The sequence below is a fragment of the Empedobacter sp. UBA2044 genome (genome assembly GCF_002333005.1).
GTDB classification, from domain to species: Bacteria; Bacteroidota; Bacteroidia; order Flavobacteriales; family Weeksellaceae; genus Empedobacter; species Empedobacter falsenii_B.
The window spans coordinates 134903-156984 of record NZ_DDBA01000028.1; the positions used below are offsets into that span (position 1 = coordinate 134903).

Annotated in this window: 24 protein-coding genes; 11 read left to right on the forward strand and 13 right to left on the reverse strand. The window is 31.8% G+C overall.

What is annotated here, in order from left to right; translation table 11 throughout:
* The first annotated feature begins 11 nt into the window (after nt 1-11).
* The 4 genes from lepB to B4E59_RS05025 all read left to right on the forward strand — a co-directional run bounded on the left by lepB (nt 12) and on the right by B4E59_RS05025 (nt 5643).
* Nucleotides 12-1574 carry a signal peptidase I gene (gene lepB / locus B4E59_RS05010; RefSeq protein ID WP_219033981.1) on the forward strand — a complete coding sequence of 521 codons (1563 nt, stop codon included), beginning with the start codon at nt 12-14 and terminating at the stop codon, nt 1572-1574.
* 100 nt (nt 1575-1674) lie between these two features.
* Nucleotides 1675-2280 (forward strand): WbqC family protein, encoded by a 606-nt coding sequence (locus tag B4E59_RS05015; protein ID WP_180904454.1) that lies wholly within the window; start codon nt 1675-1677, stop codon nt 2278-2280.
* Nucleotides 2281-2284: 4 nt separating this feature from the next.
* A complete protein-coding gene (locus B4E59_RS05020) occupies nt 2285-3886 on the forward strand; it encodes a S8 family serine peptidase (RefSeq protein ID WP_291051797.1) in 1602 nt (533 codons plus the stop codon).
* Between the two features lie 122 nt (nt 3887-4008).
* The gene (locus B4E59_RS05025) at nt 4009-5643 is read left to right on the forward strand and encodes a S8 family peptidase (RefSeq protein WP_219033983.1); all 1635 of its coding nucleotides are present in this window, start codon (nt 4009-4011) and stop codon (nt 5641-5643) included.
* Between the two features lie 169 nt (nt 5644-5812).
* Here B4E59_RS05025 and B4E59_RS05030 read toward each other — a convergent pair whose 3' ends face one another.
* The 3 genes from B4E59_RS05030 to B4E59_RS05040 all read right to left on the reverse strand — a co-directional run bounded on the left by B4E59_RS05030 (nt 5813) and on the right by B4E59_RS05040 (nt 8540).
* Entirely contained in the window at nt 5813-6466 is a 654-nt protein-coding gene (locus tag B4E59_RS05030; RefSeq protein WP_219033984.1) for an alpha/beta hydrolase family protein, read from the reverse strand.
* A gap of 100 nt (nt 6467-6566) precedes the next feature.
* Complete coding sequence (locus B4E59_RS05035; RefSeq protein WP_286494918.1) at nt 6567-7580, reverse strand: beta-ketoacyl-ACP synthase III; 1014 nt, start codon at nt 7578-7580, stop codon at nt 6567-6569.
* 84 nt (nt 7581-7664) lie between these two features.
* Nucleotides 7665-8540 carry a DMT family transporter gene (locus tag B4E59_RS05040; RefSeq protein WP_286494919.1) on the reverse strand — a complete coding sequence of 292 codons (876 nt, stop codon included), beginning with the start codon at nt 8538-8540 and terminating at the stop codon, nt 7665-7667.
* A 173-nt stretch (nt 8541-8713) separates the two neighbouring features.
* On the opposite strand from B4E59_RS05040, the gene B4E59_RS05045 reads away from it, so the two are divergent.
* A complete protein-coding gene (locus B4E59_RS05045; protein ID WP_125350055.1) occupies nt 8714-9520 on the forward strand; it encodes a TerC family protein in 807 nt (268 codons plus the stop codon).
* A 32-nt stretch (nt 9521-9552) separates the two neighbouring features.
* Here B4E59_RS05045 and B4E59_RS05050 read toward each other — a convergent pair whose 3' ends face one another.
* The 5 genes from B4E59_RS05050 to B4E59_RS05070 form a co-directional block, all read right to left on the reverse strand.
* Nucleotides 9553-9780 (reverse strand): hypothetical protein, encoded by a 228-nt coding sequence (locus tag B4E59_RS05050; RefSeq protein WP_125350054.1) that lies wholly within the window; start codon nt 9778-9780, stop codon nt 9553-9555.
* A 48-nt stretch (nt 9781-9828) separates the two neighbouring features.
* Entirely contained in the window at nt 9829-10173 is a 345-nt protein-coding gene (locus B4E59_RS05055; protein ID WP_286494920.1) for an arsenate reductase family protein, read from the reverse strand.
* Between the two features lie 63 nt (nt 10174-10236).
* Nucleotides 10237-10428, reverse strand: coding sequence for a cold-shock protein (locus tag B4E59_RS05060; RefSeq protein WP_135837000.1), 192 nt, complete (start codon nt 10426-10428; stop codon nt 10237-10239).
* A gap of 19 nt (nt 10429-10447) precedes the next feature.
* Nucleotides 10448-10873 (reverse strand): cold shock domain-containing protein, encoded by a 426-nt coding sequence (locus tag B4E59_RS05065; RefSeq protein WP_038335861.1) that lies wholly within the window; start codon nt 10871-10873, stop codon nt 10448-10450.
* Nucleotides 10874-11204: 331 nt separating this feature from the next.
* Nucleotides 11205-12263, reverse strand: a complete 1059-nt coding sequence (locus tag B4E59_RS05070) for a 3-oxoacyl-ACP synthase III family protein (protein ID WP_286494921.1) — start codon at nt 12261-12263, stop codon at nt 11205-11207.
* Between the two features lie 321 nt (nt 12264-12584).
* Between B4E59_RS05070 and B4E59_RS05075 the strand changes: the two genes are divergently transcribed.
* From B4E59_RS05075 to B4E59_RS05095, 5 genes are read left to right on the forward strand one after another with little or no spacing between them, the layout of a single operon-like run.
* Nucleotides 12585-12992 (forward strand): DUF6146 family protein, encoded by a 408-nt coding sequence (locus tag B4E59_RS05075; protein WP_291051800.1) that lies wholly within the window; start codon nt 12585-12587, stop codon nt 12990-12992.
* Between the two features lie 33 nt (nt 12993-13025).
* A complete protein-coding gene (locus B4E59_RS05080; RefSeq protein WP_038335837.1) occupies nt 13026-13424 on the forward strand; it encodes a hypothetical protein in 399 nt (132 codons plus the stop codon).
* Nucleotides 13425-13466: 42 nt separating this feature from the next.
* On the forward strand, nt 13467-14567 hold the full coding sequence (gene prfB, locus B4E59_RS05085) for a peptide chain release factor 2 (RefSeq protein ID WP_286494922.1): 1101 nt from the start codon (nt 13467-13469) through the stop codon (nt 14565-14567).
* A 20-nt stretch (nt 14568-14587) separates the two neighbouring features.
* Nucleotides 14588-15955 carry a Trk system potassium transporter TrkA gene (trkA, locus tag B4E59_RS05090; RefSeq protein WP_180906656.1) on the forward strand — a complete coding sequence of 456 codons (1368 nt, stop codon included), beginning with the start codon at nt 14588-14590 and terminating at the stop codon, nt 15953-15955.
* Nucleotides 15955-17496, forward strand: coding sequence for a TrkH family potassium uptake protein (locus tag B4E59_RS05095; RefSeq protein ID WP_291051805.1), 1542 nt, complete (start codon nt 15955-15957; stop codon nt 17494-17496). Before trkA ends, B4E59_RS05095 begins: the two co-directional genes overlap by 1 nt.
* Here the strand turns inward: B4E59_RS05095 and B4E59_RS05100 are convergent.
* Both B4E59_RS05100 and B4E59_RS05105 read right to left on the reverse strand, forming a co-directional pair.
* Complete coding sequence (locus B4E59_RS05100; protein WP_286494924.1) at nt 17493-18467, reverse strand: glycosyltransferase family protein; 975 nt, start codon at nt 18465-18467, stop codon at nt 17493-17495. The two genes, B4E59_RS05095 and B4E59_RS05100, sit on opposite strands and share 4 nt — an antisense overlap.
* The gene (locus tag B4E59_RS05105) at nt 18468-19292 is read right to left on the reverse strand and encodes a UDP-2,3-diacylglucosamine diphosphatase (protein ID WP_038335849.1); all 825 of its coding nucleotides are present in this window, start codon (nt 19290-19292) and stop codon (nt 18468-18470) included.
* A gap of 92 nt (nt 19293-19384) precedes the next feature.
* Between B4E59_RS05105 and B4E59_RS05110 the strand changes: the two genes are divergently transcribed.
* Nucleotides 19385-19597 carry a hypothetical protein gene (locus B4E59_RS05110; protein ID WP_180906652.1) on the forward strand — a complete coding sequence of 71 codons (213 nt, stop codon included), beginning with the start codon at nt 19385-19387 and terminating at the stop codon, nt 19595-19597.
* Nucleotides 19598-19655: 58 nt separating this feature from the next.
* On the opposite strand, the gene B4E59_RS05115 is transcribed toward B4E59_RS05110, so the two are convergent.
* The 3 genes from B4E59_RS05115 to lpdA all read right to left on the reverse strand — a co-directional run bounded on the left by B4E59_RS05115 (nt 19656) and on the right by lpdA (nt 22031).
* Entirely contained in the window at nt 19656-20201 is a 546-nt protein-coding gene (locus tag B4E59_RS05115; RefSeq protein WP_291051808.1) for a T9SS type A sorting domain-containing protein, read from the reverse strand.
* A gap of 150 nt (nt 20202-20351) precedes the next feature.
* Nucleotides 20352-20501 (reverse strand): lamin tail domain-containing protein, encoded by a 150-nt coding sequence (locus B4E59_RS05120; protein WP_280038151.1) that lies wholly within the window; start codon nt 20499-20501, stop codon nt 20352-20354.
* 138 nt (nt 20502-20639) lie between these two features.
* Nucleotides 20640-22031, reverse strand: coding sequence for a dihydrolipoyl dehydrogenase (gene lpdA, locus B4E59_RS05125; RefSeq protein WP_286494926.1), 1392 nt, complete (start codon nt 22029-22031; stop codon nt 20640-20642).
* Nucleotides 22032-22082: the final 51 nt, after the last annotated feature.

The window sequence follows — 22082 nt, forward strand, 5'->3', positions numbered from 1 at the left end:
ATCAAAAACTTATGCATGTACTAATTTACTGGTTAATTGGTTTTATTATTGCCAATATAATCTTTGGAGCTGCAACTTGGAAATTATATAAAAATGCTGGAAAGCAAGCAATTCAAGCTTATATTCCTTTTCTAAATATCTGGAAAGGTTTAGAAATTATTCATCGTCCAAAATGGTGGATTATTCTATTTTATTTGCCAATTGTTGGTCCTATTTTTTGGTTAGTATTCTTTGTTGATTTAGGAGATTCTTACGGAAAAATTGAAACAAAAGACAAAGTCATTATGGTTTTGACTTTAGGTTTATACATTTTTGCGGTTAATTATTCTGATAATCCAAAATATTTAGGTCCAGAAAAACGCAAACCAACATTTGTTTCTTCCTTAATTTTTGCCCTTGTTTTAGCAACTTTGGTTCATAACTGGTTTATTCAACCAATGATTGTTCCAACAGGATCGATGGAAAATACAATCAAAATTGGTGATGCTTTATTTGTAGAAAAAGTAAGTCACGGAGCGCGTGTTCCTATGACACCAATCGGAATTCCATTCTCAGAATTTATTTACCGTGATGGTTTTATCGACAAAGCACGCCTACCTTATATGCGTATTCCAGGTTGGAGAGATTTAAAATCGAACGACATTGTTGTCTTCAACTATCCTACAGATTCTATTTACAATGCGATCGATCGTAAAGATGCTTATGTAAAACGTTTAGTTGGTTTACCAGGAGAAACTGTACAGATTCGTAATGGAGTTTTATATGTAAACGATAAAAAATTCATTCCGAAAAAAGATGCACAAGTTCAGCATGCTTATACAGTTGTTGTAAAAACTCCTTTCAGTGATAAATTATTATACGATAATTTTGGAATCATAAGTACAGATTATAATGCTGCAAAACAAAGCGACGGAACATTTATTTATCAATTTGCAGCTTTGACTGATGCTCATGTTACAGCAATGAAATCTAATGCAAATGTAGTTTCTGTTGAACCTATTTTACAACCTGTAGGTGAAAAAACGGAACATATTGTAAATGGAAAAATTGATAGTACAAACACTATTTTTCCAGTAAACAAAAACTGGAATCCTGATCAATACGGACCTTTATACATTCCGAAAAAAGGTGATGTAGTTGATGTTAACAAAGAGACTTTAGCGCAATATATTAACATTATTCGTCGCTATGAAAACAATACATTAAGAGTTGATTCTACAAACGGTAAGTTTGATGTATTTATCAATGATCAAAAAACAGATAAATACGAAATCAAACAAAATTACTATTTTATGGTTGGTGATAACAGAAATCAATCATTAGATGCACGTTTCTTTGGTTATGTTGGAGAAGATCATATTATTGGTCGTCCTATTATGATTTGGGCAAATATGAACGGAATGTTCGAGCCTGCTGCTCCTAAGAAATTTATTTGGAATCGTTTCTTTACATCAATTAATAATGATAATCCTGACAAAACTTCTTACGGAATTTATGTTCTAATTGCCTTAATTGGTTGGATTGGATATGATATTGTAAAAGCTCGTAAAGAGAAAAAGAAGAACAAATATTAATAAAAAGAGCGATTAAAATCCTCTAAATTATAAAATTAACAACACTATAAATGTGCATTATAAGCTACTTGTAATGCACATTTCCATATAAAATAATAGAATGAAAAATACGTTTGCAGCTTTTTATTTTGGACCGATTGATTACTATGCAGAAATGGTAAAAAGCCAAACTTTGGATATCGAAGTTCAAGAAAATTTTCAAAAGCAAACTTACCGTAACCGCATGTATATTTTGGGTGCAAATGGTAAATTAATGTTGAATATTCCAATTTTACACAACGGAACACGTTTGTTCAAAGATTTGCAACCTTCTTATGAATATGATTGGCAAAAAGAACACATCAAATCTTTAAAGTCAGCTTATCAAAGTTCTCCATATTTTGAATATTATGAAGATGAAATTATTCCAATTTTAGAACAAAAAGAGAAATTTCTTTTAGATTTTAATCTAAAAACAATTGATTTCATCAACAAGAAATTAAGCTTAGATTTGGAGATTTCTAAAACTGAAACATATCAAGATTTAAATCCTGAAAATGATTTCAGAAATCAATTTTCTGCTAAAAAAGCACCTCAGTATAACCTACCAGAATATGCACAAGTTTTTGATGATAAATTTGAGTTTATAGAAGGTTTGAGTATCTTAGATTTACTTTTTAGCGAAGGACCAAGTGCCGCAGTATATTTAAAAAACTTAATAAAATAACAACATGAGAAAATTATTTATTGCTTTAGGATTTGCCTTTACATTAGGGTTTGTTCAAGCACAAACAACAGAAGTACCAAAAGAAAAATGGTATCATGCAGGTGTAGAACAAACAGGTGTTTATGGTGTAAATACTGATCAAGCTTTACAATTCTTAAAAGACAACAAAAGAAAAGCAAATACAATTATTGTAGGAGTTTTGGACAGCGGTGTTGAAAATTTTCACGAAGATTTGAAAGCAAATATGTGGTCAAATCCAAAAGAAATTCCAGGAAACGGAATCGATGATGACAAAAATGGTTACATTGATGACGTACATGGATGGTCTTTTTTAGGAACAGCAAAAGGAATCAATTACAATGATGATACCACTGAATTAACACGTGTTTACAAAGCTTTATCATCTAAATACGCAACTTTCGATCAAAAGAAAAATCATGAAGCTATTGTAAAAAATCCTACTGAATATGCTGAATTTCAAAAAATTGAAAAAGAATATTTAAGCGCTGTAGGAAAAGCAAAATATAACCAACAAGTTGCTCAATCTAAATTGAATGCTGTTGAAGGTGGTGTAAATAAAATGGTTCTTGAATTTGGAGATACTAAATTAACTAAAGATATTTTAAAAAATTACCAACCAACAGATTCTCAAATCTTAGAAGCTTTATGGATTTTTGGTGAATTGAAAGAAGAGCAATGGATTGGAAAAACGATGAAAGAAGTTTCGAATACCTATTTAGGAGCTGCTCGTCGTGCTGCGAAGGGAGATGCTTTATCTTCTCACTTAAATTTAGATTTGGTTGATCGTAAAGATGTTGACAATCCAAATGATAAAAAAGAGCGTTTTTATGGAAACAGTGATTCTAACGGACCTGAATCTTCTCACGGAACTCACGTTGCTGGAATTATCGGTGCTGTAAGAGGAAATAATATCGGTTCTGAAGGAACGACTGGAGGAAATAATGTAAAAATTATGTCGGTTCGTACAGTTCCAAATGGAGACGAACGCGATAAAGATGTTGCAAATGCAATTTACTACGCAGTTGACAATGGAGCAAAAATCTTGAATATGTCTTTCGGAAAACCTTATTCTCCTGATGCAGATTTAGTTTGGGATGCGTTCAAATATGCTTCTGATAAAGGTGTTTTAATCGTTAAAGCGGCTGGAAATAGCAACGAAGATATTGATGTTCATGTACATTATCCAACTAATTTTAGAAATGGAAATGTTGTTTCTAAATCTGTTCTTACGGTTGGTGCTTCTACTAAAGATCCAAATGCTTTAAAAGCTCGTTTCTCTAACTATGGTAAAAAATCGGTAGATGTTTTTGGACCAGGACAAGAGATTTATGCAACATATCCAGGGGTTGATCAATATCGTTTCTTAAACGGAACTTCTATGGCTTCACCTGCTGTTGCTGGTGTTGCAGCGTTGGTTTGGTCACATTATCCAAAATTAACTGCAGAAGATATTCGTAATATCTTAATGGAAACAGTTAATAAAAATGAGCAATTAAAAGAGATTTCTGTTGCTGGAGGTGTTGTAGATTCTTACAAAGCTGTACAAAAAGCTGAAGAAATTTACAAACAACGTAAATTGAAATAATTTTAAATTTAACACAACATTATAAAAAGGCTTCAAATTTTGGAGCCTTTTTTGCGTTTAAACTCGAGATAATTTTAGATGTAACAATTTCGGTTGTTTCTCGACATATAGATAAATCAATTATGAAAAAATTCTTATTAAGTATATCAGTTGCCATGTTTGTTGGTGTGGCATCGTTCGCACAAGAAACGACAACTGCTCTACCATTGCCTAAAGTTGATCAAAAATATTGGCAACACGAATCTTTAGAAGAAAGTGGTGTTTATGGTGTAAATACTCAAAAAGCTTTACAATTTTTAGAATCAAAAAAACGTAAACCTTCACAGTTAATTGTTGGTGTTTTAGATTCTGGAGTTGAGATTACTCACCCAGATTTAAAAGATAATATTTGGACAAACACCAAAGAAATTGCTGGAAATGGAATTGATGATGACAAGAATGGTTATGTTGATGATATTCATGGTTGGAATTTTATTGGAGGAAAAGATGGTAAAAATGTTGATGGAGATACATTAGAGTTAACACGTCTTTTTGTAAAATACCGCGATTTATTCGAAAAAAGTAAAGATGCAGCTTCTAACAAAACAAAATTCCCAAAAGAATTGGAAGAATATCAAAAAATAAAACCTGAGTTCGAAAATAAATTAGCCGAAGCAAAACAAAATGCAGCGCAATATGTGCAGATGAATGATATTTTCTCAGTTGCATTTCCTGCTTTGATTAAAGAATGGGGCGAAAAAGAGTTGAATGAAAAAAATATGATGTCTTTTAAACCTGTTTCTAAAGAAGCACAACAAGGGATGATTATTTTTGGTATGGTTCCGAAAGAAGCTTGGGAAGGAAAATCAATGAAAGATTTCTTAACAGAAGTTGGAAATGAAATTTCAGAAGGAACAAAATACTACAAAGAACAAGTTGAAATTAACTTGAATACAGAATTAGATCCTCGTCCAATTGTTGGTGATAATTATGCTGATAAATCAGAACGTTTTTACGGAAATAATGATGTAGATGGCCCTGATTCTATGCACGGAACACACGTTTCTGGAATTATTGCAGCAAAATCTGGTAACGGAATTGGAATGGATGGAATCGCTGGAAATGGTTATGTAAAAATCATGTCAGTTCGTACAGTTCCAAATGGAGACGAACGTGATAAAGATGTTGCGAATGCCATTCGTTATGCAGCAGATAATGGAGCAAAAATCTTAAATATGTCTTTTGGAAAAGCTTATTCTCCTGATAAACAAATTGTTTGGGATGCATTTAAATATGCTGAGAAAAAAGGTCTTTTATTGATTAAAGCTGCAGGAAATGAAAACGTAAATATTGATGACGAAATTCACTTCCCTACCGTTTATGACGACAAAGGTGTAGAAGTTTCTAAAAACGTAATTACAGTTGGAGCAAATACAATGGATAATGACAATTTAAGAGCAAGTTTTTCTAATTTTGGTAAAAAGTCTGTAGATGTTTTTGCGCCAGGAAATGAAATATATTCTACTGTTCCTAATAAAGATGGGGAATACAAAAATGAAAGCGGAACTTCTATGGCTTCTCCAGTTGTAGCAGGAGTTGCGGCTTTGGTTTGGGCACATTATCCTAAATTAACTGCAACAGATATCAAACAAATATTGTTAGAATCTGTCAACAAAAATCCTGCTTTAACAGATATTTCTGTAACAGGCGGTGTTGTTGATGCGTACAAAGCTGTTCAATTAGCAGAAAAAATGTATGTTGCTAAAAAATTGAAGTAAGGAAATCTTAATATCACCATTTCTTATAGTATTTAAGTAACAAAATAAACTTGGGTTAGATTCTATTTTTTTTAGAGTCTAACCTTTTTTTGTATAAGATATTTCTTGTACAGATTGAATAAAAATTGTCAGTTCGAGTGATTTTTAGGAAAAATTATAAATGAATCATTTATTTAAAATCATAATTTCTCCTCGCCCATTTTTTACTTGGTTCAATCCATTCATCAAGAGCTTTATAAAGAAAACCATGCTTTAAGCCATTATTTAATTCAATTTCTTTGAAATGATTGATTTTATTGGTTGAATTTTCTTTACGTTTTATAGCTGAAACGCCAAATGCATCAGACTTCTCGTAAATGGTTAAAACATTTCCAGAAAATTTTATATCAGGCATTTCTTCTAAATCACTTTCTTGAAACGAACCAATAAATACATAGTTGATTTGAGGATTATTTTTAAAAGTTGATACATATTGCGCAATGTAACCACCTTTCGAAGTTCCTACAACCGTAATATGATTAGGTTTAACACCTGTATTAATCAAACTATCAATTTGCTTAACAACCTTTTTTGCATATTTTATTCCGTCTGTTTTCGGCTTTCTTTTCTCACTAATCACAATAAAACCGTCTTTCTTGAATGAATTCAAAACTTTAGAATACTCAATTTTAGTTTTATAGACTGTATCATAATCTCCATCGTTATGCGTTTCTAAATATTTATTATGGAGAAAAAAGATATAATCTTGATCCTTTACATTTTTTGATATTTTATGTTGCGAACAACTCATTAAACCAATTATGAGAATCAATAAATATTTCATTAATAATTTTTTAAATCAATCAAATATAACCAAAAAACCCTCACTAAAAAGTGAAGGTTTTTTTTATATTCTAAATTTGTAAATCTAAATTCAAACTTACTTACCAGTTCATCAAAACAGAGCCCCATGTAAATCCTGCTCCAAAAGCAGTCATCATTACTAAGTCACCTTTTTTGATTTTACCTTCTTGTTTTGCTTCACTCAATGCAATAGGAATAGATGCTGCCGTAGTATTTCCGTAACGCATAATATTGTTATAAACTTTCTCATCTGGTAATCCCAATTGTTTTTGTACAAATTGAGAAATACGCAAATTCGCCTGATGTGGAATAAATAAATCTAAATCTTCTGGCTTTTTATTCGCAGTCGATAAAGCTTCGATAATTGATTCTGGAAAACGAGTTACCGCATGCTTGAAAACATAGTTCCCATTCATATATGGATAAATCTCTTTTTTAGTTAACGTATTACCTTCTTTCAATAATTCGTCTGACCAACCTGTTTTTGTTCCAGGGAAAGTAACTGCTAATTCTTCGGCAAATTCACCTTCAGAATGTAAATTAGTCGATAAAATTCCACGTCCTTCTTCTTCCGTTGCCGAAACAATTACTGCTCCTGCTCCATCTCCAAAAATTACTGAAACGCCACGACCTTCATCCGACATATCCAATCCGAATGAGTGCACTTCTGCTCCAATCACCAAAATATTTTTGTAAACTCCTGCTTTTATAAAAGCATCAGCCGTTGATAACGCATATACAAAGCCAGAACACTGGTTACGAATATCCATTGCCCCAATTGTACGACAACCTAACTCTTTTTGCACCAATACACCATTTCCAGGAAAATAATAATCGGGAGATAAAGTCGCAAATAATATAAAATCAATATCTTGAGCAGTGATTCCTGCATCTTCTAACGCATTTTTAGCCGCAATAACTCCCAAATCTGTAGACGAAATCTTAGAACCTGGCTCGATATGTCTTCTTTCGACAATCCCTGTACGTTCCTGAATCCATTCGTCATTGGTATCCATCACTTCAGCTAAATCAAAGTTTGTAACAACTCTTTCGGGAACATAATGCCCAACACCTGTAATAATAGAGTGTATCATGTGATTATGGTTTACTTTTCAATTGAAGCAAAGATATTAAATGATAAGCATTCTTTAAAACAAATGCGTCTTTTTGACAATAAATTATTTAGAAAATCTTGTTTTTAATATTCCGTTCATAATGATAGAAAGTACCATTACCCCTGTAGCAATATAAAATATAGGATTCATATGTTCTGAATCTCCAAAAATAAGACTTGCCAAAATGATGCCATAAACTGGTTCTAAATTTACGTTCAACATCAACGTAAAAGCACTAACATGTTTCAGCAAATCAACTGATTCTATTTGTGCAAAAGCTGTAAAAATGACGCCAAGCAAAGTCAACCATCCTAAGTTTGACCAACTTATATTTACAACTTCAGAAATAGCTTCTGGCTGAAAAAGAATCATTACCACCGAAAGTGTGATAACTCCACCAATCATTTCGTATAAAGTAACTTTAGTTGGTTTGATTGACTTTGGTAATCTCGAATTAAGAACTGCAAATAATGCCGATAGAAAACTACACAAAATACCAATGATAATTCCCAATTTATAATCTTCTGGTGATGCATTAAAAATAACAGCTACACAAGTGGAAACGATTATAGCAAGAATTATTTCGAGCAGATTAATTTTTCGTTTAAAAAAAATAGGTTCTAAAATCGCACTAAAAAGCGCGCCCATCGACAACGTACTCAACGCAATTGAGATATTAGAAAGTTTAATCGACAAATAAAATGTAAACCAATGTATTCCTACAATTCCACCGATAGCAAGTAATTTCAACAATTCGTTTTTAGTTACCTTGAAATCCATTTTTCTGAACTTCATATAAATAAAAACAGCAATAGCCCCAATAAGAACACGATACCAAACCATTGACAACGCACTCATTGTAACTAATTTTCCGAAAACTCCTGTAAATCCCCAAAGAAGTACGAGAAACTGCAACCGAAGTTGAACTTTTGAAATCATTCTAAGTCTTTTTCGCAAAAGTAAAGTTTAATTCTATATTGCTAAAACGATTTGATTGATTTAATCTGTAAATAATTTTGTATAAGTTCTAATATTAAATTAACATTAAATAATTATTACTCAAACTTTAATTCTTATTCTTCGTTGTATTTTCGAAACTTCAAAATTAATCGATGGATTTTAGTATTTTTTTACAACCAGATGCATTAGTTGCATTATTTACATTAACAATGTTAGAAATCGTTTTAGGGATTGATAATATTGTTTTTATTTCTATTTTGTCAGGAAAATTGCCTGCACATCAACAAAAGAAAGCACAACAGCTTGGTTTATTTTTAGCCATGTTTACACGTGTTATCCTTTTATTCTCACTAAGTTGGGTCATGAGTCTTACCACTCCTCTATTCAATATTGGCGAATGGATTGGCATTACTTCAACCGAATGGTTAGAAAAATTAGCAATCTCTGGTCGAGATTTGATTTTACTAATCGGAGGATTATTCTTGATTTATAAATCGACTGTAGAAATTCACCACAAAATAGAAGGTGTTGAAGAAACCGGAGGAAAAGTGAAAGTCCATTCTTTTGCAGGAACTATCGTACAAATCTTAATTTTAGATATTGTTTTCTCATTAGATTCTGTAATTACAGCAGTTGGTATGGCAGAACATATTGAGGTTATGATTGCGGCTGTAATTATTGCTGTTGCAGTTATGATGCTTTCAGCAAGTGCGGTTTCTAAATTTGTGAACGATCATCCAACGGTTAAAATGTTGGCTTTATCATTCTTATTATTAATCGGCGTTTCGTTATTAGCAGAAGGGTTTGATCAACACATTTCGAAAGGATACATTTATTTTGCCATGGGCTTCTCTGTTTTAGTCGAATTCTTGAATTTGAAAATGAAGAAAAAACATTCGAATCCAGGAATTGTTCGAAATATGGTTGGTGATGCAGAAGAACAAAACAAAAATATATAATACAAAAAAGAGTTTTTTTCAAAACTCTTTTTTTATTTATTCTCTAAAATAGTTTCGTTTTCAGCTTCAACTTTCTTTTCATATTTTTTTCGGATATATTCTGCAGCCAATGTTACGGCTACTCCACCAATTATTCCATATATTGAACGTTTTCCCAAAAATTTAGCTACCGTTACTCCCGTTGTAGCGGCTGTTGTTAATAAACCTATTTTAGTTCCTTTCTCCGTTTGATTTTTTGTTAATGCATCTAAAATTTTCATAGCTTTTTATGTTTAGTCTTAGAAATACTTACAATTATCAAACCATTTTTATTTAATAAAATTTTCTACCAATTCTTTTGGACGACCTACTATTCCACTTTTTCCATCTGTCACTATTGGACGTTGAATCAATTTTGGATATTCAACCAAAGCATTCAAAATTTCATCATCAGAAAGTTCATTTCCTTTAAAATTTATTTTCCAATCTTCTTCATTTGTCCTTACTATATCAATTGGTTTTAGATTTAGTCTTGTTAAAATAGTTCTCAATTCATCTTTCGTCAAAGGCTCTTTCAAATATTCTCTTATTTCAAAATCTTTTCCAGACTCTTCCAAAACCTTTACTGCATCTCTACTTTTTCCGCAACGCGAATTATGTAATATTGTGTACATAAATACTCTTTTAGAAATTAAATATAGTTCAAAAAAAAGAATCCTTATATAAGGATTATTTTTTTATTTTCTTTTTACATTAACAGCCATAAGACCTTTTTTTCCTTTTTCAATATCAAAAGTAACTTGATCATTTTCATTTACTTTGTCAATTAATCCAGAAACATGTACAAAAACATCTTCACCTCCGTTTGCGTTAGAGATAAAACCAAACCCTTTTGATTCGTTGAAGAATTTTACTGTTCCTTCTTGCATAGTTGTATATTTAATTAATTTATTTTTTTGATATTTGAATTGCTCTGAATCCTTTTTCAGACATTTCTTTTTTGAACTGTACTTGATCTCCTACTTTAAGTAATTCTTTTGATTCTTTGAAGTGGAAGAAGATTTTATCGTTAGAAGCTGGTACTTTAATAAAACCAAAACCTTTTGAATCGTTGTAGATATCAACCATACCTTCTATAAAAACATCTCTGTTATCAGATTCAAATCTTTTATTATTCAGCAAATCGGCTTCTTTGTCTTGTAAATGAGGTGGTACATCTGTAAAATTACCAAGTACATCAACATAGACAATCATATCTTCTAATGATTTTCCTTTGTTGTTATTCTCTTTTCTATTCTCTCTTTTGTTTAATTTTTCTAATTTTTTTAAAGCTTTCTTTTTGCTATTTTCTTTTTTAGATGTAGAATCTGCCATAAATGTTTGTATAGATTTTTTGTTTTTAATACTGATAAAACCTAAGAAAACATGAATTAATTATCCGACAACATTTATATTATAATGTAGTAAAACTTACAAGTATACGTTTTAGAAAACAGAAGTTAAAATTATATTGACTAGGTCAATTAGTGAATTAAAAAAAGTAAAATAAAGAATACAATTGTAAACTATTAAGACAAAATATCTTCTTAAGTACGTTGCAAAGGTAATAAGTTTTAATGAATTAAATGGTATTAATTTCTAGAGAATTCTATATGATAAAAAGTTCTAATCTAATTGTGATTAGAACTTATCATGATTGATATCGTTAAAATTGGTAAATAAACGTGTTTATATTCATGCCTGCGCCAACAGATGCAAATAATACCACATCGCCTTCATTTATCTGGTGATTTTCTAAATCATTATCCATAATCATTTTCAAAAGAATTGGAATTGTTGCCACACTACTATTGCCAAGTTTATGAATATTCATTGGCATAATATTTTTTGGCACATCTTGATCATATAAACTATAAAAGCGTTTTACGATTGCTTCGTCCATTTTTTCGTTGGCTTGATGAATCACTATTTTACTGATATCGTCAATATTATATGAGCTATCATCAACACATTTTTTCATTGCTAAAGGTACTTTGGATAAAGCAAACTCATAGATTTTTCTACCATACATTTTGATGTATTTGGTATTCGGACATTTTTCTGAATTATACGATTTTCCAAAAAACAGATAATCTTTTTCTTCGTTTGCATAAGAGGCAGATAAATGGGCTTGTATTCCTTTATTGTTTGTAGAAGCTTCTAATATTGCTGCACCAGCGCCATCTGCATATATCATTGTATCTCGGTCGTGTTCATCTACTACTCTCGAAAGAGTTTCAGCACCAATTACCAAACATCTTTTTGCTAATCCAGCTTTTATAAATGCATTGGCTTGTATAACACCTTCTACCCAACCTGGACAACCAAAAATAACATCGTAAGCAACACAATAAGGATTTTGAATTTTCAATAAATTTTTTACTCTTGCAGCAAGACTTGGCACCATATCAGACTGAATCGTATCGTGTTTTACATCTCCAAAATTATGAGCGAATATAATATAATCAATAGTTTCTGCGTCGATATTTGCATTTGTGATGGCTGAAGCAGCTGCCATATAGCCTAAGTCTGATGTTACTTGATCTTTTCTGGCATATCGACGTTCTTCTATTCCTGTTATTTGTTTTAATTTATGCGAAATTGTAGCATTATTTTGATCTAAAATTTCTCCTTGTTCATTAAAAAATTGATGTTCTTCAAAAAAATGATTTGATATTTTTTCAGTTGGAATATATTTTCCTATTCCTATAAAGTGATTTGTCATATATATTTTAGATAACAGAGTTAGAATCTGCTATCGGATACAATCTCGGGATAACTTTAAGAACTATTGCTATAAAGTTACATTTTTAACTTAAACTTTATATTTATACCAAAATTATATCTTATAAAATATTAAATTAATAAATTTCATGATGATAATTTTTCAATGTCTCTTAGATATATATATAAATAATATGAAATAAACATTTATATTTCAGAACTACTATTCATGTAATTCTAAATTATTAGAATATAAGTGTAAATGTAGATATAAACACTTAATATCGTTATTTTTCAATATATTTAATCAAATTAAAAAATTATGAAAAAGCTATTTTTATTCTTCAGCGTTTCTCTCCTATTTTTTGCTTGTACAACCAATCAATCCACACAAAATTCAGTGCCGAATAAAGATGAGAATTCATTAAAATTCGAGCCGAATGAAGATGGCGGTTATGATATTGTTGTATTTGATCCTCAATATGATATTTATTTAAAAACAACTGCATTACCCAAAGAATATTATTCAAAAGAATATTACGAACAAAAAAATCGCCAATATGTGATGATTTGGAATCAACGACATATGCAACCAATGACATATAATCCAGATTTGTATGCAGTAAGTATAGATTTAGATCCTTCTGTTGACTATGGTTATGATTTTGAATACAAATTATTTAACTTTTTTCGATTTATTGAACATAAATATCGTGTCAGAATTAGATAATATCGTTTATTTTTGCAAGCTAATTTTAGAAAGATGAACGATTTTTCAATCAAAATATACAATCAAATCATTGAAGCAATTCCAGATTTTACAGGGCTTCACAAAAAAGATACCGAATTATTAGAATTCCATATCGAGAATGAATACAAATCGACTTTTGGTGATCTTTATATTCAGACTTCGGATGATGATAAGATTTGGATCAAATCTTCTTTTCCTTTTACAACTTACGAAGTAGATTCTGTTGAGGAACTTTTGTATATTTTGGAAGGTTTGTTGTTCAACCAATTATTCTGGGTAATTAGTTATGATGATGGTGATTGGGACGATACTTTTTTGATGCTGAAAGACCAAGAAATTAAAACGGAAGACGGTTTTACTTATAAAATTCTTTCTTGGAACGGAAAAGATGATAAAGTGATTAATGCTTAACCTCGTGTTCATAAAATCCCCTATTTTTATACATTTGCAATTATGTTTAACAACGAATTACTAAAAGACATCCAAAAACGTACACAAGATTTGCACGAATATTTGGAAATCGAACAAAAAGAAATCGAAGTTCAAAATGAAGAAGAACACGCTGCTTCACCTGAATTTTGGAACAACCCGAAAGAAGCCGAAGCTTTTATGAAAGTTTTACGTGGTAAAAAGAAATGGATTGATGAATACCAAACGATTGCAAATGCAGTAAATGATGTCGAAGTTTTAGTAGAATTTAACCGCGAAGGCGAGGTAAGTGACGAAGAAGTTATGGAACAATATACTGTTGTTGCTAAGCTTTTAGAAGATATAGAATTCAAGAATATGCTTTCAGAAGAAGGAGATAATCTTGGTGCAATTCTTCAAATTACTGCGGGAGCTGGAGGTACAGAATCTTGTGATTGGGCTTCTATGTTGTTGCGTATGTATTTGATGTGGGCCGAAAAACATGGATATAAAGTAAAAGAATTAAACTATCAAGCGGGTGATGTTACAGGTGTAAAAACGGTAACATTAGAAGTTGATGGCGAATTTGCTTTTGGTTATCTAAAAGGAGAAAATGGTGTGCATCGTTTGGTGCGTATTTCGCCTTTTGATAGTAATGCAAAGCGTCACACAAGTTTCGTTTCGGTTTATGTTTCCCCAATTGTGGATGATACAATCGAGATTGAAATCAATCCTGCTGATATCGAATTACAAACGTCTCGTTCTGGAGGAGCTGGAGGGCAAAATGTAAATAAGGTAGAAACTAAAGTTCAGTTAACGCACAAACCAACTGGGATTGTAGTTGTTTGTCAGGTTGAACGTTCTCAGTTAGCCAATCGCGAACGTGCAATGGAGATGTTAAAATCTGAATTGTATAAGATTGAGTTAGAGAAAAAAATGGCTGCACGTAATGAGATCGAGGCAAATAAGATGAAAATCGAATGGGGTTCTCAAATTCGTAATTATGTGATGCATCCATACAAATTGGTAAAAGACGTCAGAACAGGAACTGAAACAGGTAATGTGGATGCTGTAATGAACGGTGATATAGACGAATTCTTGAAATCGTTCCTAATGTTAATGGGACAAAAAGAAACGTCAAAATAGTTTTATCCTAAATTTCTTTCATGAAAATATTAATCGGAGGTGCTGGAGAAGTTGGTTTTCATTTGGCTAAATTACTTTCTAATGAAATGAACGACATCGTCATCATGGACATGGACAAGGACAAGTTGTTGATGATCGAAAACTCGTTAGATGTAATGGCTTATCGTGGTGATATCACTTCTTTCAAGGCTTTGCGAGAAGTTGGAATTGATGATACAGATATTTTTATATCGGTCACTCATCTTCAAAACACAAACCTTACAAGTGCTTCGATTGCGAAAGATTTAGGGGCAAAACGCACATTAGCTCGAATTTCGAATCCTGAATTTCTTTACAAAGAAAATCAATTTTGGGTTCAAGGAATGGGAATTGATGCATTAATTAGTCCTGAGAAATTAGCGGCTGATGAGATTTATTCTCTTGTTCAACAATCTGCTTTCAATGCGATGCATCCCTTTGCAAATGGTCAACTTTTTATGGTTGGAACTGTTTTGGATGCGGATTGTAAAATTTTGGACAAGCAGTACAAAGACATGTATTTGACGACGAAAGGTGGCGAAGACAATCTTTTGATGCCAATTGCAATAATTCGTAGCAACGAACGTGGCGAATATCAAACCATTATTCCCGAAGCCGAAACTGAATTTAGAATAGATGATCACGTTTATTTTATTGTCAAAAAAGCTGGAATTTTAGAAGTTTATAAAATCCTTGGAAAGAAACAAGAATATTTCAAAAATGTAATTGTTTTAGGAGGAGGAAGTATTGGTGTCAAAGTTGCCAAACTTTTAAAAGATAACAAGCACAATGTTAAGTTATTAGAAATCAATCGAAACAAAGCTTTTGATTTAGCTGACGATTTAAATAACATTTTGATTATCAATGGTGATGGTCGAGATGGAGAATTGTTATTGGAAGAAGGTATTTCTGATTCGGATGCTTTTATCGCTGTGACAGGAAGTTCGGAAACGAATATTATGTCATGTCTTTTGGCAAAATCAAAAGGCGTTAAAAAAACAATTGCTTTGGTCGAAAATATCGACTATATACATCTTAGTCAAGAAGTTGGAATTAACGCTTTTATCAATAAAAAACTCTTAACCGCAGATAGTATTTTCCGTTATATTCGACAAGGTTCTGTGATGGATGTAACAGGAATTTCTGATTTAGATGCTGAAGTTTTAGAATTCCGTATTCACGAAAATTCTGAAATCGCATTCAAAAAAGTAAGCGATTTTCCGTTTAAAGAAGGTGCTATTATTGCTGGAATTGTTCGCAGAAATGATGGATTTATTCCAACAAAAGATTTCATTATCGAACCAAAAGATCACGTCGTTGTTTTTAGTCAAGCGAATTTAATTCCAAAAGTGACCAAATATTTTAAATAATGAAATCACTTAACATCAAAGTAATCCTGAATCTTTCGGGTGTTTTATTACTATTAAATGCGCTCTTTATGTTTATTGCAACATGTGTCAGCATTTATTTTAATGATCATCTACTCTACCCTTTTTTAGTTTCGGGGAGTTTAGTGGGATTGTCGGGAGCTGCAATGATGTATTTTACGCGTGACAGAAGAAAACACATCAACAAACGCGAAGGTTATATCGTGGTTTGTGTCGGATGGCTTTTCTTGATTCTTTCGGGGTGTTTACCCTATGTTACCTCGTTAATATTTCTACCAAACGATCATATCATCAATGAAAATTTTAGTTTTGTCAACATTATTTACGAAACCGTTTCTGGTTATACAGCGACTGGGACATCAATTTATGATGATGTAGAAAGTCTCCCAAAAAGTATATTATTTTGGCGAAGTACAACCAATTGGATTGGTGGTATGGGGATTATCGTTTTGACGATTGCGATTTTACCGTTTCTTGGAATTGGTGGTCGACAGCTTTTTATGGCAGAAGCGCCTGGAATTTATACGGATAAAATTCACCCTCGAATTACAGAAACAGCAAAAAACCTTTGGTTAGTTTATTTAGGCTTAACTGCTTTTTTTGCGATGTTGCTTTATTTTGGTGGAATGAATTTATTTGATGCTGCAAATCATTCGATGAGTGTGATTGCAACGGCAGGTTTTTCTACTAAGAATGAAGGTTTGATGTATTGGAATAACAATATTTTTATTCAATATATATTAATCGTGATGATGTTTTTGGGCGGAACAAACTTCGCATTGATTTATTTATTGATTAAAGGACAATTCAAAAAAGTATGGAAAAATGAAGAATTCCGTTGGTGGGTTGGTTTACTTGCTGTCGTTACATTTATCGTTTTTGTTGTATTATTTTTCAATATTTACCCTAGTTATTCCGTCGAAACCTATTCGTGGTTTAATTTCGAACATTCATTCAGAAGTTCATTATTCCACGTTGTATCTATCGCATCTACAACAGCTTTGGCAATGGAAGATTACACAAGTTGGTTAACCGTAACCACACTTATTTTCTTCTCTTTGTTCTTCATCGGAGGTTCGGCAGGTTCTACATCTGGAGGAATTACAGTTATTAGACACGTCATTTTATTAAAAAATAGTTGGATCGAATTTAAGCGTATTTTACACCCAAACGCAATTATTCCTGTTCGTTATAACAATCGTTCGCTTAACCAATCTATTGTTTTCCACGTCATGGCATTCTTTGTCATGTTTATGTTTACATGGATTGTGAGTTCTATTTTGTTTGCGCTTTTGAATTATGGTATAACAATGAGTTTCCAAGATATTTTGGCCTCTTTAACATTAACTGCTTCCACTTTAGGAAACGTAGGTCCGGGAATTGGCGAATTTGGTCCGGGTACTTCAATGAATTCTTTAACGGATAGTGCAAAATTATTATGTTGTTTTTTAATGGTTTTGGGACGATTAGAGCTTTATACAATCTTAATTTTATTTACGCCTGCTTTCTGGAAAAATAATTAATGGGATGCTTCTAAAATTACTTTCTGAATGATTTCTTCGGTTTGATCTGGGAAATCTTTCTCAATAATTTTATTCGAATCCACCCAACGTTGCAATTGTGCTACATTCAAATCATATGAATAATCAACGCCAATCATTTTTAAAGCTTCGCAATTACATAATTGTTCGTATTGACCTTTAATCGGAATCACAAAAAGCTTCTTTTTAAGATAAATACTTTCGGCAGGCAATTCGAAACCAGCACCGCACAAAACTCCTTTACAATTTTCTAAAGTTCTAGTAAAAAGACGTTCATCAATTGGATAAATTTGAACATTAAATTGACGCGTAACATCTTTCACAAAAGGTGAAAAAACTTTCCATTTTGAATCTTTAATCAGTGATAATTTCTCCATAATTTCTGTTGGATGAAAACTTGGTAAATACACCAAATAGTAATCTTTTCGTTTTGGACGCAATGCTCTAATTTTATCTCGAATGATTGGTAAAAAAATAGCATCATTATATTCTTCGAAATGAAAACCGTAATACTTAGAAGTTGGTGCGTAATATTTTAAAATCGTTTCGCCCGTTTTATTTTTCACTGTTGGTGTTTCATCAAATAAAAATGAAGCTTGATGACTCAAACCAACAATATTTATCTTTTTCTTTCGAGCTGCATGTGCCGTAATTGGCTCAAAATCATTAATAATTAAATCATATTTTTCAATTGGAAAATGATTCACTTCATTCCAAAAAGATTTAAAACTATTCTCCTTAAAAATTCGTTTATACGAAACTTTCCCAAGCTGATTATAAAACAACGACAAGCCATTGTGATGTTTAAATTGATAATTTTCGAGTTGTAATTGTGAATTAGAACCACTCACAAAAACATTCAAATCTCCATATTCTTCAAGGATTGGTAACATTTTTTGCGCACGAGCCAAATGTCCATTTCCTGTTCCTTGCAAAGCGTATAAAATTTTCATTTATTTTTTATTGAGAATTGAAACAATCAGTTCATCTAACGAATAATTGAACTCGATTTCTTCTAAATTTTGCATCAAAGTATGTTTATGTTCTTCAAAATAAAACACTGACCAATTTCCGTCTACACATTCTAAAGCAGATAAATTCTCAATCCAATCCCCCGAATTCATATAAACACAAATTCCTTTATCCGTTTTTACTTTTCGCAATTGTGGTTGATGAATATGTCCACAAACTACATAATCATATTCATTTTCGATCGCTAATTCGGCAGCAGTTTGTTCAAAATCATTGATATGCTTCACCGCTTTTTTCACTGAATTTTTAATCTTTTGAGATAACGAATAACGTTCTCTTCCAAAAAACTCTAAACATTTATTGATAAAATAATTCAACTGAATTAATTTATCATAACCCCAACCACCTAATTTCGCAATCCATTTCGAATGTTGAATCGATGCATCAAACACATCTCCATGAAAAATCCAAGCGACTTTATCATTTTGTTTCAACATATATTTATCCGTTAAAAGAATATTTCCAAAACGCATTGTGGTAAATTTACGTAACAATTCGTCATGATTTCCTGTTATATAAACGATTGGAATTCCTTGTTCTGAAAGATTTAACAAATAACTAATAATTTGAAGATGCGTTTCTGGGAAATAACTTTTCTTAAAATTCCAAATATCCACAATATCACCATTGAGAATAATTTTTTTTGGATTGATTGACTGTAGATAAGCTAACAGCTCTTGTGCTTTGCAACCAAAAGTTCCTAAATGCACATCCGAAATAACAACAACATCAAGATTACGCTTCATTGATTTTTATTTAAATTTCGAAATCAAATATTACTTAAACGTTTTTTTAATCTTATGAAATCTTTATAAATTTGAGTCTAAATTGTAAAGTTATGAGCGAATTGAAATTCAAAACAAATATAAATTGTGACAGCTGTATCAAATCTGTAAAACCTTTTTTGGACGAAGCTGTAGGTAAAGACAATTGGAAAGTTGATACTTCTGATGAACGAAAAGTACTGACTGTGACAACAACCGAAGATGAAGAAGAAGTTGTAGAAGCTGTGACAGATGCAGGTTTTAAGATTCAGAAATTAGAAGAATAAATAAAAGCGATTCAGTAAACTGAATCGCTTTTTTGTTAGATTAACAATATATTCTTTCTTATTTTTTTACTACTTTTTGAGTAGAAGATTTTCCGTTAGAAGTAGTTTTAACTACATACGTCCCTTTAACTAATGAAGAAACATCTACATTTTGAACACCTTTAACTTCGAAAGATTTTACCAATTGTCCGTTAATATTGTAAACTTCTACAATTGTTTTATCTTTTACATTGAAAGAAGCTGTATTTGTCCATAATGTATTAGAAACTGCTTTAGTTAATGTTAAATTATCTGTACTCAAATTTGTACAAACATTTGCAGCCGTTTGTCCATTTTTAGGAGCAGCAGCAGCTACGTCAAAATCATTCTTATTATCATTTGTATCTTGACATCCTTTTAACTTTCTTTGAGCAGAATCAGTATTAGATAAAGCCGCAGTAGGACCAGATCCTTCATATTCATTAGACGTTCCAAAACCTACAAAATCAACGATATCTTTATCTGTTACATCAGTTATTGGATCAACATTAGATACAAGTGCTACTTTACCGTTCATGGCTCCTAATGCAAGAGCTGTAGCAGGAATTTGGTCTGGAGTTGGCAATGCATCTGTTCCACTATTACCTTTAGCTTGTTGAATTAAATAATATTTACCTGGCTGAATTGTAATATCTGCTAATACTTGTGTATTAGCTGCACTAACATTACCTGTAGCAGAAGCATATTGAAGTGAATGACCTTTTAATGTAACAGCTTAAGAGCCTCTATTAAACAACTCAATAAAATCATGCGTATATTTTGCGCCCGAATTTCCTCCTCCACCATAAACTTGACTAATCACAACTTGTCCAAATGATAAAGAAGATAATGCAGTAATTACTACTAAAGAATAAAATTTTTTCATATTATATCTGTTTTTAAATTATTATTATAAAGATAGTTAAAAAACAAATTCAATATACATAACGCAAAAAATTAACGATTTGGTAAAATAAAAAAGCAGCCAAAAGGCTGCTTCAACTATAAATTTTAAATTTATTTCTTAGATATGAATTGCATGTCCATATGCATCTTCTACCGCTTCCATAATAGCTTCTGCCATTGTAGGGTGCGCGTGAACAGATTTCATAATTTCATGTGCAGTAGTTTCTAATTTACGGGCTACAACTGCTTCTGCAATCATTTCAGTAACTCCATCACCAATCATGTGACATCCTAACCATTCACCATATTTCGCATCAAAAACTACTTTTACAAAACCATCAGCAGCTCCGTTTGCAACAGCTTTACCGTTTGCAGAGAATGGGAATTTTCCTACTTTTACTTCGTATCCAGCTTCTTTAGCTTTTGCTTCTGTTAATCCTACAGATGCAATTTCTGGAGAACAATAAGTACAACCTGGGATGTTTCCGTAGTCGATTGGTTCTACTTTTTCACCAGCAATATGCTCAACACATAAAATACCTTGTGCAGATGCTAAGTGAGCTAAATCTGCTCCTTTTACAACATCACCAATTGCATAATATCCTTTTACAGATGTTTCACAAAAATCATTGATAACTATTTTACCTCTTTCAGTTGCAATACCAACTTCTTCAAGACCAATATTTTCTGTATTTGGAACAACTCCTGCTGCTGATAAAACAACTTCTGCTTCAAGAATTTCTTCTCCTTTTGCAGTTTTAATTGTTGCTTTTACTAAATCTCCAGTTGTATCAACTCCTGTAACTTCTGCATTTGTTAAGATATTGATTCCAGATTTTTTAAGAGATAATTGTAATTGTTTCGAAATATCTTCATCTTCAACATTTACAATGCGTGGTAAAAACTCTACAATTGTCACTTTTGTTCCTAATGTATTGTAGAAGTGAGCAAACTCAACTCCAATCGCTCCAGAACCTACAACAATCATTGATTTTGGTTGCTTTTCCATTGCTAATGCACCACGGTAACCAATTACTTTTTTACCATCTTGTGGTAATGCAGGTAATTCACGAGAGCGTGCACCAGTTGCAATAATTATATTTTCTGAAGATAATTCACTAACAGAACCATCTGCTGCAGTAACTTTTACTTTTTTTCCTGGTAAAACTTTTGCTTCACCTTGAATTACTTCAATTTTGTTCTTCTTCATTAAGAATTGAACACCTTTACTCATACGATCCGCCACTCCTCTACTACGAGAAACAACATTTCCAAATTCGAATGAAATATCTGAAGGTAAGTTAATTCCAAAATCTTCTGCATGATTTAAGTATTTGAATACTTGAGCAGATTTTAATAAAGCTTTTGTAGGAATACATCCCCAGTTAAGGCAGATTCCACCTAATTCAGCTTTTTCTACGATTGCTACTTTTTTACCTAATTGTGCTGCTCTAATTGCTGCAACGTATCCTCCAGGACCACTTCCAATAACTATAATGTCGTAACTCATTTTTTCCATAATTTGAATGCTAATTTAATAATTATAACCCGAAAAAAAAGG

Excerpts from the sequence above, each read along its gene's own strand:
- B4E59_RS05040 (WP_286494919.1), bottom strand. The coding sequence starts at position 8,540 with ATGATTTCAAAAGTTCAACTTCGGTTGCAGTTTCTCGTACTTCTTTGG.
- B4E59_RS05030 (WP_219033984.1), bottom strand. The coding sequence starts at position 6,466 with ATGAAATATTTATTGATTCTCATAATTGGTTTAATGAGTTGTTCGCAA.
- B4E59_RS05100 (WP_286494924.1), bottom strand. The coding sequence starts at position 18,467 with ATGAAAATTTTATACGCTTTGCAAGGAACAGGAAATGGACATTTGGCT.
- B4E59_RS05080 (WP_038335837.1), top strand. The coding sequence starts at position 13,026 with ATGAACGATTTTTCAATCAAAATATACAATCAAATCATTGAAGCAATT.
- B4E59_RS05060 (WP_135837000.1), bottom strand. The coding sequence starts at position 10,428 with ATGCAAGAAGGAACAGTAAAATTCTTCAACGAATCAAAAGGGTTTGGT.
- B4E59_RS05050 (WP_125350054.1), bottom strand. The coding sequence starts at position 9,780 with ATGAAAATTTTAGATGCATTAACAAAAAATCAAACGGAGAAAGGAACT.
- B4E59_RS05015 (WP_180904454.1), top strand. The coding sequence starts at position 1,675 with ATGAAAAATACGTTTGCAGCTTTTTATTTTGGACCGATTGATTACTAT.
- B4E59_RS05020 (WP_291051797.1), top strand. The coding sequence starts at position 2,285 with ATGAGAAAATTATTTATTGCTTTAGGATTTGCCTTTACATTAGGGTTT.
- lpdA (WP_286494926.1), bottom strand. The coding sequence starts at position 22,031 with ATGAGTTACGACATTATAGTTATTGGAAGTGGTCCTGGAGGATACGTT.
- B4E59_RS05105 (WP_038335849.1), bottom strand. The coding sequence starts at position 19,292 with ATGAAGCGTAATCTTGATGTTGTTGTTATTTCGGATGTGCATTTAGGA.
- B4E59_RS05070 (WP_286494921.1), bottom strand. The coding sequence starts at position 12,263 with ATGACAAATCACTTTATAGGAATAGGAAAATATATTCCAACTGAAAAA.
- B4E59_RS05055 (WP_286494920.1), bottom strand. The coding sequence starts at position 10,173 with ATGTACACAATATTACATAATTCGCGTTGCGGAAAAAGTAGAGATGCA.
- lepB (WP_219033981.1), top strand. The coding sequence starts at position 12 with ATGCATGTACTAATTTACTGGTTAATTGGTTTTATTATTGCCAATATA.
- B4E59_RS05025 (WP_219033983.1), top strand. The coding sequence starts at position 4,009 with ATGAAAAAATTCTTATTAAGTATATCAGTTGCCATGTTTGTTGGTGTG.
- B4E59_RS05035 (WP_286494918.1), bottom strand. The coding sequence starts at position 7,580 with ATGATACACTCTATTATTACAGGTGTTGGGCATTATGTTCCCGAAAGA.
- B4E59_RS05120 (WP_280038151.1), bottom strand. The coding sequence starts at position 20,501 with ATGAAAAAATTTTATTCTTTAGTAGTAATTACTGCATTATCTTCTTTA.
- B4E59_RS05045 (WP_125350055.1), top strand. The coding sequence starts at position 8,714 with ATGGATTTTAGTATTTTTTTACAACCAGATGCATTAGTTGCATTATTT.
- trkA (WP_180906656.1), top strand. The coding sequence starts at position 14,588 with ATGAAAATATTAATCGGAGGTGCTGGAGAAGTTGGTTTTCATTTGGCT.
- B4E59_RS05110 (WP_180906652.1), top strand. The coding sequence starts at position 19,385 with ATGAGCGAATTGAAATTCAAAACAAATATAAATTGTGACAGCTGTATC.
- B4E59_RS05065 (WP_038335861.1), bottom strand. The coding sequence starts at position 10,873 with ATGGCAGATTCTACATCTAAAAAAGAAAATAGCAAAAAGAAAGCTTTA.
- B4E59_RS05075 (WP_291051800.1), top strand. The coding sequence starts at position 12,585 with ATGAAAAAGCTATTTTTATTCTTCAGCGTTTCTCTCCTATTTTTTGCT.
- B4E59_RS05095 (WP_291051805.1), top strand. The coding sequence starts at position 15,955 with ATGAAATCACTTAACATCAAAGTAATCCTGAATCTTTCGGGTGTTTTA.
- prfB (WP_286494922.1), top strand. The coding sequence starts at position 13,467 with ATGTTTAACAACGAATTACTAAAAGACATCCAAAAACGTACACAAGAT.